The organism is Silvimonas terrae, from assembly GCF_014202765.1.
In the GTDB taxonomy this organism is placed as follows: Bacteria; Pseudomonadota; Gammaproteobacteria; order Burkholderiales; family Chitinibacteraceae; genus Silvimonas; species Silvimonas terrae.
Genome location: NZ_JACHHN010000002.1, coordinates 453,852 through 471,589, shown reverse-complemented (window position 1 = coordinate 471,589; position 17,738 = coordinate 453,852). Strand labels below are relative to the sequence as shown.

The 17,738-nt window shown below is 59.3% G+C and carries 14 protein-coding genes; 10 read left to right on the top strand and 4 right to left on the bottom strand.

Translation table 11 applies throughout. From position 1 onward, the window contains the following. The first annotated feature begins 301 nt into the window (after positions 1 to 301). Positions 302 to 796 carry a YehS family protein gene (locus HNQ50_RS06400; RefSeq protein WP_184098742.1) on the top strand — a complete coding sequence of 165 codons (495 nt, stop codon included), beginning with the start codon at positions 302 to 304 and terminating at the stop codon, positions 794 to 796. 329 nt (positions 797 to 1,125) lie between these two features. Here the strand turns inward: HNQ50_RS06400 and trhO are convergent, their stop codons facing one another. Beyond that, positions 1,126 to 2,073 (bottom strand): oxygen-dependent tRNA uridine(34) hydroxylase TrhO, encoded by a 948-nt coding sequence (trhO, locus tag HNQ50_RS06395; protein ID WP_184098740.1) that lies wholly within the window; start codon positions 2,071 to 2,073, stop codon positions 1,126 to 1,128. 355 nt (positions 2,074 to 2,428) lie between these two features. On the opposite strand from trhO, the gene HNQ50_RS06390 reads away from it, so the two are divergent. Beyond that, positions 2,429 to 2,869: a DUF2846 domain-containing protein gene (locus HNQ50_RS06390; RefSeq protein ID WP_184098738.1), complete on the top strand. Its 441-nt coding sequence runs from the start codon at positions 2,429 to 2,431 to the stop codon at positions 2,867 to 2,869. A 63-nt stretch (positions 2,870 to 2,932) separates the two neighbouring features. On the opposite strand, the gene acnB is transcribed toward HNQ50_RS06390, so the two are convergent. After that, positions 2,933 to 5,518: a bifunctional aconitate hydratase 2/2-methylisocitrate dehydratase gene (gene acnB, locus HNQ50_RS06385; RefSeq protein ID WP_184098736.1), complete on the bottom strand. Its 2,586-nt coding sequence runs from the start codon at positions 5,516 to 5,518 to the stop codon at positions 2,933 to 2,935. Positions 5,519 to 5,691: 173 nt separating this feature from the next. Here acnB and gcvA point away from each other — a divergent pair, with 173 nt between their 5' ends. Then, complete coding sequence (gene gcvA / locus HNQ50_RS06380; protein WP_184098734.1) at positions 5,692 to 6,576, top strand: transcriptional regulator GcvA; 885 nt, start codon at positions 5,692 to 5,694, stop codon at positions 6,574 to 6,576. On the opposite strand, the gene HNQ50_RS06375 is transcribed toward gcvA, so the two are convergent. Next, positions 6,573 to 7,487 carry a LysR family transcriptional regulator gene (locus HNQ50_RS06375; protein ID WP_184098732.1) on the bottom strand — a complete coding sequence of 305 codons (915 nt, stop codon included), beginning with the start codon at positions 7,485 to 7,487 and terminating at the stop codon, positions 6,573 to 6,575. The two genes, gcvA and HNQ50_RS06375, sit on opposite strands and share 4 nt — an antisense overlap. A gap of 125 nt (positions 7,488 to 7,612) precedes the next feature. Between HNQ50_RS06375 and HNQ50_RS06370 the strand changes: the two genes are divergently transcribed. From HNQ50_RS06370 to acnA, 3 genes are all read left to right on the top strand, one after another. Further along, positions 7,613 to 8,329: an SDR family oxidoreductase gene (locus HNQ50_RS06370; protein WP_184098730.1), complete on the top strand. Its 717-nt coding sequence runs from the start codon at positions 7,613 to 7,615 to the stop codon at positions 8,327 to 8,329. A 30-nt stretch (positions 8,330 to 8,359) separates the two neighbouring features. Beyond that, positions 8,360 to 9,028 carry an NAD(P)H-dependent oxidoreductase gene (locus HNQ50_RS06365; RefSeq protein ID WP_184098729.1) on the top strand — a complete coding sequence of 223 codons (669 nt, stop codon included), beginning with the start codon at positions 8,360 to 8,362 and terminating at the stop codon, positions 9,026 to 9,028. 151 nt (positions 9,029 to 9,179) lie between these two features. Beyond that, entirely contained in the window at positions 9,180 to 11,987 is a 2,808-nt protein-coding gene (gene acnA / locus HNQ50_RS06360; RefSeq protein ID WP_184098727.1) for an aconitate hydratase AcnA, read from the top strand. Positions 11,988 to 12,352: 365 nt separating this feature from the next. On the opposite strand, the gene HNQ50_RS06355 is transcribed toward acnA, so the two are convergent. Beyond that, positions 12,353 to 13,258, bottom strand: coding sequence for a LysR family transcriptional regulator (locus HNQ50_RS06355; RefSeq protein WP_184098725.1), 906 nt, complete (start codon positions 13,256 to 13,258; stop codon positions 12,353 to 12,355). 144 nt (positions 13,259 to 13,402) lie between these two features. Between HNQ50_RS06355 and hppD the strand changes: the two genes are divergently transcribed. The 4 genes from hppD to maiA are packed head-to-tail and all read left to right on the top strand — an operon-like array spanning position 13,403 to position 17,738. Beyond that, positions 13,403 to 14,458 carry a 4-hydroxyphenylpyruvate dioxygenase gene (gene hppD, locus HNQ50_RS06350; RefSeq protein ID WP_184098724.1) on the top strand — a complete coding sequence of 352 codons (1,056 nt, stop codon included), beginning with the start codon at positions 13,403 to 13,405 and terminating at the stop codon, positions 14,456 to 14,458. 12 nt (positions 14,459 to 14,470) lie between these two features. Next, entirely contained in the window at positions 14,471 to 15,772 is a 1,302-nt protein-coding gene (gene hmgA, locus HNQ50_RS06345; protein ID WP_184098722.1) for a homogentisate 1,2-dioxygenase, read from the top strand. Beyond that, entirely contained in the window at positions 15,766 to 17,079 is a 1,314-nt protein-coding gene (fahA, locus tag HNQ50_RS06340; RefSeq protein WP_184098720.1) for a fumarylacetoacetase, read from the top strand. Before hmgA ends, fahA begins: the two co-directional genes overlap by 7 nt. Before the next feature lie 5 nt (positions 17,080 to 17,084). Continuing rightward, the gene (maiA, locus tag HNQ50_RS06335) at positions 17,085 to 17,738 is read left to right on the top strand and encodes a maleylacetoacetate isomerase (RefSeq protein WP_221303024.1); all 654 of its coding nucleotides are present in this window, start codon (positions 17,085 to 17,087) and stop codon (positions 17,736 to 17,738) included.

Below are 17,738 nucleotides of genomic sequence, written 5' to 3'. Positions count from 1 at the left end.
GAGGTCTTGCCACTTTGCCGGCGCAAAGCGCGCAGCGGATGGGTGGGCAAGCCATCAAACATTGATCAATTCGGGGTAAACACCCCGAGCCACGAGAGCCGGGATTCTGCCCGCAATGAGGGTGTTACGCAAGTGTCATCAAGCCGAAAACGCAAGAAAAATCAGGAATTTGATGCACGCCACCCCAAGCTGCGGACAAGGCTGACATGACAATATCAACCGCTGTTCACGGCCGAGGCGCTACAATACGGCGGCGTGGCGGTTGCCGCGCACATTACTGATTTGAAGGAATAATCCAGACATGACCCACAACGACATCCTGCGCAGCGTGCGCTACATGCTGGACCTGAGCGACCCGCAACTGGCCGCGGTATTTGATCTGGGTGGCATGAAAGTTACGCAGGAAAAGCTCGCGTCATGGCTGCTGAAAGATGACGAAGAAGGTTATGTGCCCTGCCCGGACCTGCCCATGTCGCACTTTCTGAATGGACTGGTGATTTACCGGCGCGGCCGGGACGATACGCGCCCCGCCCAGCCGCTTGAGGAGTCGGTCACCAATAATATCGTCCTCAAAAAATTGCGCGTCGCATTTGAACTCAAAGAAGACGACATGCACGCCGTGCTGCAACTGGCGGGTTTTGAGGTATCTCGCCCGGAGTTGTCCGCCCTGTTCCGCAAGGAAGGCCAGAAAAACTACCGCGCTTGTGGCGACCAGTTGCTGCGCAACTTCCTGCGCGGGCTGACTTTACGGGTGCGTGGCAGTACGCCAGCACCGGCCCGGCCGCTGGAAGACTGAGGCTACGCACGGATTGTGAGAGATGAAAAAGGCCCGTCAACGGTGACGGGCCTTTTTTGTGACCCGGATTTCCGGTGGACATTGTCCCGGCTACGTCGCTGACATACCCCAGCCGTCATTCCGGCGAACGCCGGAATCCAGGTGCAAACATGGGTGCCGAAGGCACTGAAAATGGTCTGCCAGTGGAGCCCACCTGCAGTGGGCGTACTGGATTCCTGCTTCCGCAGGAATGACGGCATTACGCAAGGGTATGTTACTCCCCCCTGTAAACATGGCCGCCCCGCACTCCCGGCCAACGGCCTTCATTGGGGCAACCGGGCGACGCTCACCTATTCCTCGTTTCTAACTACTTTGCGCCCCAGCGGGCTGGGCTCGTTGCGCTTTTTGGCTAGTTCAATCTGCTTTTGACGCTCACGCGCGCCCGCGCGGGTTTTTTCGCTCAGGGTATCCCAGCAACGCGGGCAGCTCACCCCTGCCACGTAATGCGGCGATTGCCGTTCTTCAATCGAAACCGGCTCACGGCAGGCGTGGCACAGTTCGTAATCACCCTCAGACAGGTCGTGCCGCACCGTCACGCGGTTATCGAACACAAAACACTCACCCTTCCACAAGGATTCTTGCTCCGGCACGGTTTCCAGATACTTCAGAATACCGCCCTTGAGGTGGTAAACCTCTTCAAACCCTTCGCCCAGCATGTAACTGGAGGCTTTCTCGCACCGGATGCCACCAGTACAGAACATGGCGACTTTCTTGTGTTTGGCAGGGTCAAAGTGCGCTTTGACGTAATCCGGAAATTCGCCAAAGTTTTTGGTTTCCGGGTCCACGGCGCGCTCAAACGTACCCACCGCTACCTCGTAGTCATTGCGGGTATCGATCACCAGCACTTCCGGGTCAGAAATGATGGCATTCCAGTCTTGCGGCTCGACATACGTGCCCACACGCTTGTTCGGATCTACGCCCGGCACACCCAGGGTGACGATCTCTTTCTTGAGCTTGACCTTGGTGCGGTAGAACGGCTGCTCGTCGCAGTACGACTCTTTGTGATCCAGATCGAGCATGCGCGGGTCTTTTTTCAGCCACGCCAGCAAGCCGTCAATCGCTTCGCGCGTGCCGGACACCGTGCCGTTGATGCCTTCTTCAGCCAATAGCAGCGTGCCTTTGACGTCCAGATCTTCCATGCACTGGCGTAGCTGTTCGCGCAGGGCTTCGTAATCGGTCAGGGTGACAAATTTGTATAGCGCCGCCACCACGATGGGCTGCGCGGTTTGTGTATTCATTGCAAAAAACTCCAGGTGGTCGCCCACGTAAAGGGCGGACCCGTTGAAAGTCGGATGATTCCGAGAGCGCGAAATTTACCCGGCTCGGACCATTGATTCAACCATCAAGGCCGGAAACAGTCGTCTGGTATGACGTAAGGCAGTGGTCACGTTTCGTTTGAACCCATTGGGCAAGGAAATTTCTGCGCAAGGGCGATTTTTGAAGGGAATGGCGACAGCCTTTGCCGGTTTTGTTTTTCCCTTGTCTGCGTCAACGCAAGAAAGCGGAATGTATCGCCTTGTATCTTTGCGCTTCATTCCGGGAAAGGCACGGCCGGACTGTCGCATTTCAATTCATAAAACAGGATGAGCAAGAATGAAAAAACTACTGATCGCCTTGATTGGCCTTATGGTGCTTGCCGGGTGCGCCTCCGTACCCAAGGGCGACGCCCAGCAAGATCTCGCCTTGAAACAATTCAAGGCACCCGCAGAAAAAGCCGGTCTGTATGTGTACCGCAATGAAAACTTCGGGGCCGCCATTAAAATGAATGTACTGCTGGATAACAAACAGCTTGGCGATACCGCTGCAAAAACCTATCTGTATACAGAGGTTGCACCCGGTAAACACCAACTGGTTTCCAAGTCGGAAACCGATTCGGTACTGGATTTCGATGCGGTAGCAGGCAAAATCTATTACGTCTGGCAGGAAATCAAAATGGGCACCTGGTCGGCGGGCAGCAAGCTGCAAATGATGGGCGAAGCCGAGGGTAAAAAGGGTGTTTCTGAGTCGTCACTTGCAGTGACAGTCCAGCAATAAATCGGGCATCAAAAAAGCCGGCTGAATCAGCCGGCTTCTTCTTGTACTGCACAGACATTCAAATCAAACCGCAGCCTTGTCGGCCTCTGCCTGATAGCTTTCGATCTGATTGAAGTTGAGGTAGCGATACACCTCTGCGCCCTTCTGGTTGATCACGCCCATGTCAGCCATGTATTCGGCCACGGTCGGCAGGCGACCCAGGCGCGAAGCAATGGCCGCCAGTTCGGCGGAACTCAGGAACACGTTGGTGTTTTTGCCCAGGCGGTTCGGGAAGTTGCGGGTCGAGGTCGAAACCACGGTCGCGCCTTCACGCACTTGCGCCTGGTTGCCCATACACAGCGAGCAGCCCGGCATTTCGGTACGTGCGCCGGCGGTGCCGAAGGTGCCGTAGTAGCCTTCTTCGGTCAGTTGCTGGGCGTCCATCTTGGTCGGCGGGGCAATCCACAGTTTGACCGGGATGTCGCGCTTGCCTTCCAGCAGCTTGCCAGCGGCGCGGAAGTGACCAATGTTGGTCATGCACGAACCAATGAACACTTCGTCAATCTTGGTGCCGGCCACTTCAGACAGTACTTTCACGTCATCCGGGTCATTCGGGCAGGCCAGGATCGGCTCTTTGACATCCGCCAGATCGATCTCGATCACGGCGGCGTATTCGGCATCGGCATCCGGCTCGATCAGGGTCGGGTTGGCCAGCCATGCTTCCATGGCCTTGATGCGGCGACCCAGGGTCTTGGCATCGCCATAACCGTTGGTGATCATGGACTTGAGCAGCACGATGTTCGAATTGAGATATTCGATGATCGGGGCTTTATCCAGACGCACCGAACAACCTGCGGCAGAGCGCTCTGCCGAGGCATCGGTCAACTCAAAAGCTTGTTCCACCTTCAGGTTGGGCAGACCTTCAATTTCCAGAATGCGGCCAGAGAAGATGTTCTTCTTGCCAGCCTTGGCCACGGTCAGCAAACCGGCCTTGATGGCGTACAGCGGAATGGCGTTCACCAGGTCGCGCAGGGTGACGCCCGGCTGCAGTTCGCCCTTGAAGCGCACCAGCACGGATTCCGGCATATCCAGCGGCATCACGCCGGTGGCCGCGCCAAACGCAACCAGACCGGAACCCGCGGGGAAAGAAATGCCGATCGGGAAACGGGTGTGGCTGTCACCGCCCGTACCGACGGTATCTGGCAGCAGCATGCGGTTCAGCCAGCTGTGAATCACGCCATCACCCGGGCGCAGCGATACGCCGCCACGGTTGCGGATGAATTCCGGCAGTTCGTGGTGGGTTTTGACGTCAACCGGCTTCGGGTAGGCCGCAGTGTGGCAGAACGACTGCATCACCAGATCCGCACTGAAACCCAGACAAGCCAGGTCTTTCAGTTCGTCGCGGGTCATCGGGCCAGTGGTGTCTTGCGAGCCCACAGAGGTCATGCGCGGTTCGCAATAGGTGCCCGGACGCACGCCCTGACCTTCTGGCAGGCCAACGGCGCGGCCAACCATCTTTTGCGCTTGGGTGAAACCCTTGGTCGAGGCCACCGGGGCGGTCGGCAGGCGGAACAGTGCGGAGGCCGGCAGGCCCAGCGACTCACGCGCCTTGGCGGTCAGGCCACGGCCAATAATCAGGTTGATACGGCCACCAGCGCGTACTTCGTCAAACAGCACTTCGGACTTGAGGGCAAACTCGGCCACCGTTGCGCCGTCTTTCAACACCTTACCTTCGTACGGGCGCAGCTCGATCACGTCGCCCATGTTCAGATGGGATACATCCACTTCAATCGGCAGCGCGCCGGAGTCTTCTTGCGTATTGAAGAAGATCGGGGCGATCTTGCCGCCCAGGCAGTAACCGCCAAAGCGCTTGTTCGGTACAAACGGGATGTCATCACCCGTCCACCACAGCACGGAGTTGGTGGCGGATTTGCGGCTGGAACCAGTACCAACGACGTCGCCGACGTAGGCCAGCAAATGACCTTTTTTCTTCAGGTCAGCAATAAACTGGATCGGGCCGCGCTTGCCGTCTTCTTCCGGCGTGATGCCGTCACGTGTGTTCTTGAGCATGGCCAGGGCATGCAGCGGAATGTCCGGGCGGGACCAGGCGTCCGGCGCGGGCGACAGGTCATCCGTATTGGTTTCGCCAGTGACCTTGAAAACGGTCAGGGTCACGGATTGCGGTACTTCCGGACGGCTGGTGAACCATTCGGCGTCGGCCCAGCTCTGGATGACGGCCTTGGCGTTGGCGTTGCCCGCGTCCGACAATTCTTTGACGTCATGGAAATAATCAAACATCAACAGGGTTTTCTTGAGGCCTTCGGCGGCGACAGTGCCCACTTCAGCATCACCCAAGAGGTCGATCATGGGCTTGATGTTAAAGCCGCCCAGCATGGTGCCCAGCAGTTCAACGGCCTTGGCGCGGCTGATCAGCGCACAGGAATCCTTGCCTTGCGCCACGGCAGCCAGGAAAGCGGCCTTGACCTTGGCGGCATCATCCACGCCCGGCGGAACCCGGTGGGTGATCAGGTCAACCAGGAAGGCTTCTTCACCGGCGGGTGGGTTGGCCAGCAGCGCCACCAGGTCGGCGGTTTGGTGGGCGGTCAGGGGCAACGGCGGAATACCAAGAGCGGCGCGTTCTGCGACGTGCTGACGATAGGCTTCTAACATGATGTTTTCCTTGATGGATGGCCGCGCGGCCAACGGAGCTTGCCTGTACAAATGCGGTTGCCGTGCAAGTCTGCAAGCAGGGTTCGACAACCGTTCTGCGAGGCAGAATACGCGCAATAACCCTGCTGTTCAAACGAGTAATCGCTACACGGCTTGTGAGATATACTCACAGCATGACCCAAGCCCTCCCACCCCTGAATGCCCTGCGCGCTTTCGAGTCTGCAGCCCGTCTGGAAAGCTTTTCCGCTGCCGCCAACGAACTGTTTGTAACGCACGGCGCTGTGAGCAAGCAGATCAAACAACTGGAAGAATGGCTGAACGTACAGTTGTTTGAGCGTGCCGGCGGTCGCGTCAAGCTGACCGACGCTGGCTGGCGTTATCTCGTACAGGTGCAAGACGGGCTGGATTTGATCTCCAACGCCACGGCGCAATTGTTGCAGCCCGACCGGCAACGCCGGCTCACCATCAACTCCACCCCCACCTTTGCCCTGCACTGGCTGCTGCCCCGGCTGGCATATTTTCGGGCCGCACACCCGGATATTGACCTGCGCATACTGACATCCGACCGCGATATCAGCCGCATTGATACGCCGTTTGACCTGGCAATCCGGCGCGGACCGGGTGACTGGCCGGGTTTTGTCGCCAAACCCTTCCTGGAAGAACAAGAGGTGCTGCTATGTAGCCCGGCGTTGCTCAGGCAATTGCCCATCCAGCGCCCGGCCGATCTGGCCCGGCACACATTGCTGTACGCCGACACGCGCCCTACCGCCTGGCAACGCTGGTTAACCCTGGCGGGCGTACCGGACCTCAAGCCCGCCGCCACGCTACAGTTTGATCATTTTCACTTTACGCTGCAGGCCGCCGTCAATGGGCTGGGGGTGACGCTGGGCGCATTGCCAATGATGCAGGCCGAGATTGAAAGTGGCCGCCTGGCCATCGCCCTGCCCGCGCCGGTGGTGCCTGTGCGCGGTTTTTGCTGGATTGTGCCGCGCTTGATGATGGATGACCCGGCCATCAGCGCTTTCTGCCAATGGCTGGACAACGCCGCGGCAACTTAAGCCGCCAACTCTTCCCGCACCACATCCATGATTTGCTCACGCAACCAGCGCAAGGCGGGGTCAGCGTGATTGCGCGGGTGCCAGCCCATTTCCATGGCAAAGCCCGCAATCTCGCATGGGGGCGCCAACAAGGTCACCCGATCTTGCCAGGTGCGGGCCATGCGCAACGGTACGGTGGAAATCAGATCGCTATTGGCCAGCAATGACGGCACCAGCAAAAAGCTGGGCACAGACAACATGACATGGCGCGTGCGACCCAGGCCAGCCAGGGTGTCATCCACAATCCCTTCGAACTTGCCGCCCGATGTGGAAGACAATAAATGAGATACCGCACAGAACGTATCCAGATCCAGCGGCCTGGCTGCCAGCGGATGATCTTTGCGCATTACGCACACAAAGCGCTCCTGGTATAACTCGCGATGCTTGAGTTGATCCGGCATGGACGGTTGCGAGGCCAGGATCAGATCAACCTCATTGGTGCTGGCCATCTCCAGCAACAGGTTGGGCGTGGGTTGCAGCAAGGCCAACCGGCAGGTCGGCGCCCTGGCGCGCAGGCGACGCAACAAACCCGGCACCACCACCGAATGCACCGCATCTGACGCACTCAGCCGCCAGGTGCGTGCAGCAGTCGCTGGATCAAACCCCTTTTGCTCTGCCACCAGCGCCATCAATTGCGCCAGATAGTCACGCAGTGGCTCCTGCAAGGCCAATGCACGTGGCGTGGGCAGCATGCCGCGCGGGCCACCGGGCACCAGCAGCGGATCATCAAACAAGGCCCGCAGTTGCTTGAGTTGGCTGGACAAGGCGGGCTGCGACAGATTGAGCCGCCCCGCCGCGCGCGTGACATTGCACTCCGCCAGCAAGACATCCAGGGATTTAAGCAAATTGAGATCAAGCCGGGCCAGGTGCATGGGCGCTCCAAACTATCCATTTCATGAATACTTGAAATAACGATAATCCATTTCACGAATTCATGGCGGGATTTTATGCTGACCTCACTCCCCCGAAATACGGGGCCAATACCACGGAGATCATCATGGAAAACCTGCAAAATCAACGCGTTCTGATCATTGGCGGCAGCAATGGCATGGGCCTGGCTACGGCGCAACGCCTGGCTACCCAAGGCGCAGAAGTCATCATTGCCGGCCGCGCTCAGGCCCGGCTGGATGCCGCGCTGAAACACATCAGCGGCAAGGCTGGCGCATACACGGTGGATTTCTCTGACGAGGCGTCGCTGGCGCAATTGTTTGCCACGCTGGGCCGGATTGATCACCTGGTGATCACCGCCTCCAGTAGCGCCGCCTGGGGTTCAATCCGCGACATCGACGGCGCAGCGCTAGCCAAAGCGTTTGAACAAAAGGCGCTGGGCTACTGGCGCTCCATCCGGGCGGCACTGCCGTACCTGCGCAAAGACGGCTCGATCACCCTGCTGTCGGGTGCCGCCTCTCGGGTTGCCATTGCCGGAACAGCCGGTCTGGCGGCGGTCAACGGGGCGATCACGCAGATGGGCCAGGCACTGGCCAAGGAGCTTGCCCCCATTCGTGTGAACGTGGTGTCACCGGGCCTGATTGACACGCCAGCCTACGACGACTTTGCGCCAGAGGCCAAGCAAGGCCTGTTCGACAGCATTGCCAAAGGCTTGCACGTGGGGCGTGTGGGAACCTCTGACGAAGTGGCACAAGCCATTGAATTTGTGGTCACCAACGGCTTCACCGCTGGTGCATTGATCGATATTGATGGCGGCGCTCGCTAGGTCAGCGCGCCAGACACCAAGGAGAACGACATGAAAATCCTGCTGGTTTATGCCCACCCCGAGGCCGACAGTTTTAACGGCGCACTGCGCGACATCACCGTACAAACACTGACCGAACTGGGGCATGAGGTTCAGGTCAGCGATCTTTACGCCATGCAGTTTGATCCGGTTTCCAGCCGCCGCAACTTCACAACGGTAAAGAACCCGGACTTTCTCAAGCTGCAATATGAAGAAATGCACGCCACCGAGCACGCTGGATTTGCGCCTGAGGTCGCGGCAGAAATTGCCAAACTGCAATGGGCCGACCTGATGATCTGGCAGTTCCCGCTGTGGTGGTTCAGCGTGCCGGCTATCCTCAAGGGCTGGGTGGACCGGGTGTTTGCCATGGGCAGCATCTACGGCTACGGCCACATGTACGAAGACGGCATGCTGCGCGGCAAAAGGGCATTGCTGTCAGTCACCACCGGCGCAGGAGAACAAGCCTATCTGCCGGAGGGCTCCAATGGCGACATCAACGCCGTACTGCGCCCGATCCAGCGCGGCATGCTGGAGTTCGTGGGCTTTGAGGTGCTGCGGCCACAGATTTATTACTCGGCGTCCAAAGTGGGTCAGGAGCAAAGACAGACATGGCTGCAAGCGTGGGCCACGCGTCTGGCCGGCATTGAACAGGAAACCCCGGTCGGTGCCGGGCGTTATTGAACGCCGCCCGGTCATCCTGCCGGGCGGCGGCGCATGACTTGGGTTTTGCGGAGACTTCGACAAAGATGGTTTTGTAACCACATCGAACCTGCGGCACAAATGCCGGTCGCAATGACACTGGCGTTGTGCCTGCCGCCCCGGGAGTTTCGTAATGCCTCACGACCTGCATCACACCCTCAAAACCCTGAAAACGGCCGATGGCCGCCCACTGCAGTATTACAGCCTGCCGGCACTGGAAAGCGCCGGGATCGGCAAGATCAGCCGTCTGCCAGTGTCCATCCGTATTGTGCTGGAAGCGGTCTTGCGCAATTGCGATGGACAGAAAGTCACCGAAGCGCATGTCAGGCAATTGGCGAACTGGGGCCCGACCGCCGCGCGCACGGAAGAAATCCCCTTCGTGGTGGCCCGCGTGGTACTGCAGGATTTTACCGGTGTACCGCTACTGGCAGACCTGGCCGCCATGCGCAATGTGGCCGACAAACTGGGCAAAGACCCCAAGGTGATCGAACCGCTGGTGCCGGTAGACCTGGTGGTGGATCACTCGGTCCAGGTGGATTACTACGGCACGCCCGATGCCTTGCGCTTGAATATGGAAATGGAATTCAAGCGCAATAGCGAACGCTACCAGTTCATGAAATGGGGCATGCAGGCGTTCGACACCTTCAAGGTGGTGCCGCCCGGCATAGGTATCGTGCATCAGGTGAACCTGGAATACCTGTTCCGCGGCGTACAAATCAAGGATGGCGTGGCATACCCGGATACGCTGGTCGGCACAGACAGCCATACCACCATGATCAACGGCGTGGGCGTGGTCGGCTGGGGCGTGGGGGGTATTGAGGCTGAAGCCGGCATGCTGGGGCAACCGGTGTATTTTCTGACCCCGGATGTGGTGGGGGTTGAGGTTTCGGGCAAATTGCATGAAGGCGTGACCGCAACCGACCTGGTGCTGACCGTGACCGAGTTGCTGCGTAAAGAGAAAGTAGTCGGCAAGTTTGTTGAATTCTTTGGCGAGGGGACGGCCAGCCTGTCGGTGGTCGATCGGGCCACTATCGGCAATATGGCGCCCGAGTATGGCGCGACCATGGGGTTTTTCCCGGTCGATGAAAAAACGCTGGCTTACCTGAAAGGCACGGGCCGCACCGAGCAGGAAATCGCCACCTTTGAAGCGTATTTCAAGGCGCAGGGCCTGTTTGGCGTACCCTCGCACGGCCAGATTGACTACACCCGCGTGGTCAAGCTCAACCTGAACGACATTGTGCCCAGCCTGGCCGGCCCCAAGCGCCCGCAAGACCGCATTGCCCTGCCGGACATGAAGAAGAAATTTGAGGCCCTGTTCGTGGCGCCCGTGTCTGAAAACGGCTTTGGCAAAAAAGCAGATGATCTGAAAAAACGCATTGGTCTGGGTTTTGTGCCCGCCAGCCCGGCCGCTGACAATCTGCTGGATGAAGCCGGCTCCGCCGCCAACAAGGCGGAAATGATTGGTAATCACCCCACCTCCAGCCGCGTGGTGCCGCCACATGCCCGCACCGATCTGGGCAACGGTGACGTATTGATTGCCGCCATTACCAGTTGCACCAACACGTCCAACCCTGGCGTCTTGCTGGCAGCGGGATTGTTGGCCAAAAAGGCCGTAGAAAAAGGGCTGGGCGTTGATCCGCACATCAAAACCAGCCTGGCACCCGGTTCCCGCGTGGTGACGGAGTACCTGACCCGCACCGGCCTGCTGGAACCGCTGGCCCAACTGGGTTTTGCACTGGCCGGCTACGGTTGCACCACCTGTATTGGTAACGCAGGTGATCTGGCGCCAGAATTTAATGACGCCATCACCAAAAACGATGTCGTGGCAGCGGCCGTGCTGTCGGGCAATCGTAATTTTGAGGCGCGTATTCACCCCAATATCCGCGCCAACTACCTGGCCAGCCCACCGCTGGTAGTGGCCTTTGCCATTGCCGGGCGCGTCAACATTGACCTCTCGCACGAGCCTTTGGGCAACGGCAAAGACGGCAATCCGGTTTATCTCAAGGACATCTGGCCGAGCAATGAAGAAGTGGCCGATTTGCTCAAGTACGCGCTGGACCCGGACGTCTTCCGCCGCCTTTACAGCGACTTCACCAAAGACCTTGATCTGTGGAATGCCATTCCCGCTCCCGTGGGGCAGGTTTATAACTGGCCGGACTCCACCTACATTGCCCGGCCCCCGTTTTTTGATGACTTTGCCATGCAACCGGGGTCGATCGGGGATATCAAAAACGCCAGGGCACTGCTGATTCTGGGCGATTCCGTCACCACGGATCACATCAGCCCGGCCGGTTCATTTGGCGAAAAAACACCAGCGGGTCAGTATCTGGTAGCCCACGGCGTCAATCGGCCGGACTTCAATAGCTACGGCTCACGGCGTGGCAACCATGACGTCATGATCCGCGGCACCTTTGCCAATGTGCGCGTAAAAAACCTGATGCTGCCAGCCAAAGAAGATGGCAGCCGGGTTGAGGGTGGCTTTACTTTGCTGGATGGCAAACAGACCACCGTGTACGAGGCCGCGCAACACTATCTGGCACAGCGTGTGCCAACGGCGGTGTTTGCTGGTGAGGAATACGGCACGGGCTCCAGCCGGGACTGGGCCGCCAAAGGCACGTTGCTGCTCGGGGTAAAGCTGGTGGTAGCCAGGAGCTTTGAGCGGATTCACCGCAGCAATCTGGTGGGCATGGGGGTGCTGCCCTTGCAGTTTAAAGGCCATGATTCGGCTGAAAGCCTCAAACTGAAGGGCGATGAAACGTTTAGTGTGCTGGGCGTGGATGAGCATCTAAAACCACAACAAGACCTGACCCTGGAAATCACCCGGGCGGATGGCAGCAAGGATAACGTGACCGTGCTGTGCCGCATCGATACCCCAATTGAAGTGGATTACTACAGGCACGGCGGGATTTTGCCGTTTGTACTACGGGGATTGCTGGGGTAATATTTGTGACATCTAACTTTAAAAAGTTAACCTATTGCCTTGATATTTAATGAATTTAATTTTATATCCGGTATTTTTGGGTCAAGTCACAAAAACAAACGTAACACGGGTGAGGCGTACCCCTTGGCGAGCGCCCCACAAAGTCACTGAAAGCAATAAAGGGCGGCTACAGAGGGTGCGGGAATCCGGGGGTTGCCATACGGGCAATGGCGCATCTGCGAGCATTGCCACCCGGATTCCCGGCCTGCGGCCTTCATCCGGGCTACGGGGTAGCGGTTTCTTTGACGCGCCAGCACCGTAGCCCGGATGAAGCGAAGCGAGAATCCGGGGCAACAATGCGGGCAAGAACACCCCCTTCACTTTCATCACTTGCTCACCATCAGTCCCTTCACCTGCTCGTCCAGCACTTCCAGAAACCGTGCCGCTGCGGGAGACAGTGACCGGTCGGGCCGCCGATAGACCGAAATTTCCCGCGACAATGCCGGGCCTTCCAGCGCAAGGCGTCGCAGATTGAACGCGCCCGCCAGTGGCGCAACATAATCCGGCGCAACCACCACGCCCAGCCCCGCACCAGCCAGCCCCAGGCCCGAGGTGACATACGCGACGGTATAGGCCGGAGTGAATTGCAGTTGCGCATCGGCGCTTTGCAGTTCTGGCAACAGGCGGGATGAGAAGTCGCTTTCCATAATGATCAGCGGCCACGCTTGCAGCGCTGCCCAGCTCAGGCGCGTCTCTTGGGCCAGAGGGTGATCCGCCCTGCACCACGCGGCAAACGGGCTCTGGAACAACGGGGTACGCACCAGATGGGCATCGTTTTTGCGGTCTGGGCCAATGGCAAAATCAGCCTCGCCAATGGCGACCGTTTCCAGCATATCTTCCAGCAAGGTATCGACCAGCTTGAGTTCCACCTTGGGATGCGCGGCCTTGTAGTGGGCAATGACCGGCGCCAGCAAGGTACAGGCCAGCACTTGGGGCGCACAGGCGCGCACCTGGCCTTTTTCCAGCGTGGCCAGGTCCGAGGCACTGCGCACGGCGCTCTGTAAATCGTCAAAAATCTGCCGCGCAGCAGGCAAAAACTCTGCACCGGGTTGCGAGAGCACCACCCGGCGCGTGGTGCGGTCAAACAGCTTGAAGCCGATTTCGGTCTCCAGATCTTTGACCAGCAGGCTGAGTGCGGATTGGGTCAGATTCAACTCGCGTGAGGCCTCGGTAAAGCCGCCGTGATTGGCTACCGCCAGGAAGGCCCGCAACTGCCGCAAAGTGATATTCATAAAATATTCTTGATAATGGATTGAAATTATTCGTTTGAATAATAGACTGCGCCGCGCTCAAATGAGAACCATCTGCGACCGGCACACCAACGGCCACAAGCCGTAGCCAGCCATGCCGGCACCCAAACCCTGGAGGCGAATGCAATGTGGGACAACCCGCTCAATACGGATGGCTTTGAGTTTGTCGAATACGCGTCGGACAAACCGGCCGAACTGGCCGCGCTGTTTGAAAAACTGGGTTTTACGGCCATTGCCCGCCACCGGCGCAAGAACGTCACCTTGTATCGTCAGGGTGATATCAACTTCATCCTGAATGCAGAACCCGCCAGCCAGGCCGCCCGCTTTACCGCCACACACGGACCCAGTGCCAATGCCTTTGCGCTGCGGGTAAAAGACGCCGCCTATGCCGTGGAAGAATTGCGCAAAAAAGGGGCAAAACTGGTTGAGTCTGGCGCCGGACCCATGGAATTGCAGATTCCGGCGATTGAGGGGATTGGCGGCGCACTGGTGTATCTGGTGGATCGCTACGGTCAGCAAACCATTTACGACGTGGATTTTCGCCCCATCGCCGGGGTGGATCAGCACCCGCCGGGCGCCGGACTCACCTGGATCGACCACCTGACCCACAATGTCGAACGCGGTCACATGGATTTGTGGGCCAGTTTCTATGCGGATTACTTCAATTTCCGCGAGATCAGATACTTTGACATCAAGGGCAAATCAACCGGCTTGCATTCGCGCGCCATGACCAGTCCCTGTGGGCGGATTCGCATCCCCATCAACGAATCTGCTGATGATAAAAGCCAGATTGCCGAATACCTGCGCCTGCACCATGGCGAGGGCATCCAGCACATTGCTCTGGCCACTGCCGATATTTACGCGGCTGTGGAACAACTGCGGCAAGACGGGATTCGATTTCTGAATACGCCGGACACGTATTACGAACAGTTGCCCAGCCGCCTGCCCGATCACCACCAAGACATGGACCGCCTGCGGCGCAACCGCATTCTGGTGGACGGCGAGCCCATGGATAAAACCGGCAAGGAAGACCTGCTATTGCAGATTTTTACCGATACGGTCATTGGTCCGCTATTTTTTGAAATCATCCAGCGCAAAGGCAATGAAGGCTTTGGCGAGGGTAATTTCAAGGCACTCTTTGATTCCATTGAAGAAGATCAGCGCCGCCGTGGCGTGATCTGACGGGTGCCAGAGATGACCCTGCACTACCAGGCCGGCTTTGGCAGCGAATTGCAGAGCGAGGCTTTGCCCGGCGCGCTGCCACCGCATAACTCGCCGCAACATGTGCCATACGGCCTGTACGCGGAGCAGATATCGGGCACCGCGTTTAGCGCACCACGCCACCAGAACCGGCGCAGCTGGCTGTACCGCATCCGCCCCGTCGCCGGACAGGTTTGCGACCAGCCTTATGAACAGCCACGGTTCGGGGCCGCGCTGGACATCGCGACGCCGCCGGTGCCGTTGCGCTGGTATCCGCCCGCCCTGCCCGCTACACCCACCGATTTTGTCGATGGCTTGTTCACCATTGCGGGCAATGGCAGCGCCGCGCTGCAACATGGCTTTGGCATTCATATGTACGCAGCCAGTCGCAGCATGCATGAACGCGTGTTCTGCAATGCCGATGCGGAGATGCTGATCGTGCCGCAGCAAGGCGCGCTGCGGGTTGCCACCGAACTGGGTTTGCTGGACGTTGAACCGCAAGAAATTGTGGTCATCCCGCGCGGCATCCGCTTTGCCATCGCGTTAACCGAAGGAACGGCACGCGGGTATGTCTGCGAGAACCTGGGTGCGCCCTTTCGCCTGCCAGACCTGGGGGTGATTGGCGCCAACGGCCTTGCTGCCGCGCGCGACTTTTACTATCCGCAGGCCTGGTTTGAAGATCGCGCTGTGCCCACGCAATTGATCACGCGTTATCTGGGGCGGTTGTGGCAAGGCACGCTCACGCATTCCCCGTTTGATGTGGTGGCCTGGCACGGCAATCACGCACCCTGCAAATATGATCTGCGCCGGTTCAACACCTTGGGTTCGGTCAGCTTTGATCATCCGGACCCTTCGATTTTTCTGGTCCTGCAATCCCCCTCCGAGGCACCAGGCGTCGATGACCTTGATTTTGTGGTGTTTCCACCGCGCGTACTGGTGGCGCAAGAGACGTTCCGCCCGCCGTGGTTTCATCGCAATATTGCCAGTGAATTCATGGGCTTGATCCACGGCGCTTATGACGCCAAGACCGCCGGTTTCGTCCCTGGAGGTGCCAGCCTGCACCCTTGCATGACCGGGCACGGGCCCGATGCGGCCACCGTGGCGCGCGCTTTGCAAGCCGATACGCACACGGCCGACTACCTCACCGACACCATGGCCTTCATGTTTGAAACGCGCCTGCCCATGCTGGTGAGTCACGACGCGCTAGCCAGCCCGCTGCGCCAGCAAGGTTATGCCGATTGCTGGCAAGGGCTGGAGAGCCGCTTTACCGGTCAGATCAGGGTGGACCCATGCTGAATGAAACCCACAACCCCTCGCTGCAAAGCTGGGTACCCTCCGCCAACCTGCCGGATGCCGATTTTCCGCTGCAGAACCTGCCGTTTGCCGTGTTCCGCCGCGCGGGCAGTGCTGAGGCCTGGCGCATCGGCATTGCCATTGGCGACCAGGTGCTCGATCTGACTCACGCCCTGTGCGTGGACGGTTTGCCGGGCATCAAAGACCCCGCCCTGCTGGATGCATGCCGGCAAAATGCACTCGATGATCTGATGGCATTGGGCAGCGCTGCGACCAGCGCGCTACGGCTGGCACTGTCGCGGGCGCTCCGCCAGGGATCGGCGGCACAGGCCGTGCTGGCCGATACGCTGATCGCGCAAGGGGCGGTGGAATACGCGTTGCCCGCGCGTATTGGTGACTACACGGACTTTTACACCTCCATCCACCACGCAACCCACGTTGGCGCGCTGTTTCGGCCAGATAACCCGCTGTTACCCAACTACAAATGGCTGCCGATTGGCTATCACGGGCGGGCGTCCTCCATCGGTGTATCGGGCCAGCGTTTTGCGCGGCCGTGCGGGCAAACCTTGCCCCCTGGTGCGACGCAGCCGGTATTTGGCCCGGCCAGGCGCATGGACTATGAGCTGGAACTGGGCATCTTGATCGGTGCCGGCAACACCGCCGGCGAGCGCATTGCACTGGATGCCGCAGACCAACATGTCTTTGGCCTGTGCCTCCTGAATGACTGGTCGGCACGCGATCTCCAGGCGTGGGAATATCAACCACTGGGTCCATTCCTGGCTAAAAATTTCGCCACAACCATTTCGCCCTGGGTGGTGACGCTGGAAGCGCTTGCCCCCTTCCGGCAGCCGTGGACACGACCGGCGGGTGATCCGCAGCCACTGGCCTATCTGGACACGCCGGCGCATCGGCAATCTGGCGCGCTGGACATTGAACTGGAAGTCGCCATCCGTACCGCCGCCATGCATGAAGCCGGCTTGCCGCCACAACGGCTGGGGCAATCCAGCTTTGCGCAGGCCTACTGGAGCATGGCGCAAATGGTGGCGCACCACACCGTCAACGGCTGCAATCTGCAACCGGGTGACTTGCTGGGAAGCGGCACGCAATCGGGCGCGTTAGCGCATGAGGCAGGCTCCTTGCTGGAACTCACCCACGGCGGCAAACAGCCGGTCACGCTGGCCAATGGCGAACAGCGCACCTTTCTGGAAGATGGGGACGAGGTCATTCTGCGTGGACGTTGCCATGCGCCGGGCGCGGTGAGCATCGGCTTTGGCGCGTGCTGCGGCACAGTCTTGCCGGCACTGGGGTAAGGATCATGGCGGCCGGGTTGACGTTGTATTCATACTTTCGCAGCTCAGCGACCTGGCGCGTGCGCATTGCGCTCCATCTGAAAGGCTTGCCATACCGCACCGTGCCGATACACCTGCTGCGTGATGGCGGCGAGCAGCATGCCACGGCATACCAGAGTCTCAACCCAGAGGGTCTGGTGCCCATATTGCAACATGGCGATGTCACCCTGACGCAGTCCCTGGCCATCATGGAGTATCTGGAAGAAGTCGCCCCGACGCCACCCTTGCTACCCACGGCGGCGGCAGACCGGGCGCGGGTGCGGGCTCTGGCGCTGTTGGTCGCCTGTGACATTCACCCTGTCAACAATCTGCGGGTACTGCAATACCTGCAAGCCGGGCTGGGCGTGGCTGATGCCGCCAAACAGGCGTGGTATCAGCATTGGGTGCATACCGGGCTCACCGCCCTGGAAGCACAACTGAGCCGCTGGCCTGTTGGCGACTTCTGCTTTGGCAATGCGCCAACGCTGGCCGACTGCTGCCTGATTCCGCAGGTCTACAACGCCCGCCGCTTTGGCTGTGACCTTGCCGCCTACCCACGGATCAATGCCATCGATGCCCATTGCCAGACCCTGCCCGCCTTTATTGCTGCCGCGCCTGACCAGCAGCCAGACGCGGCCTGA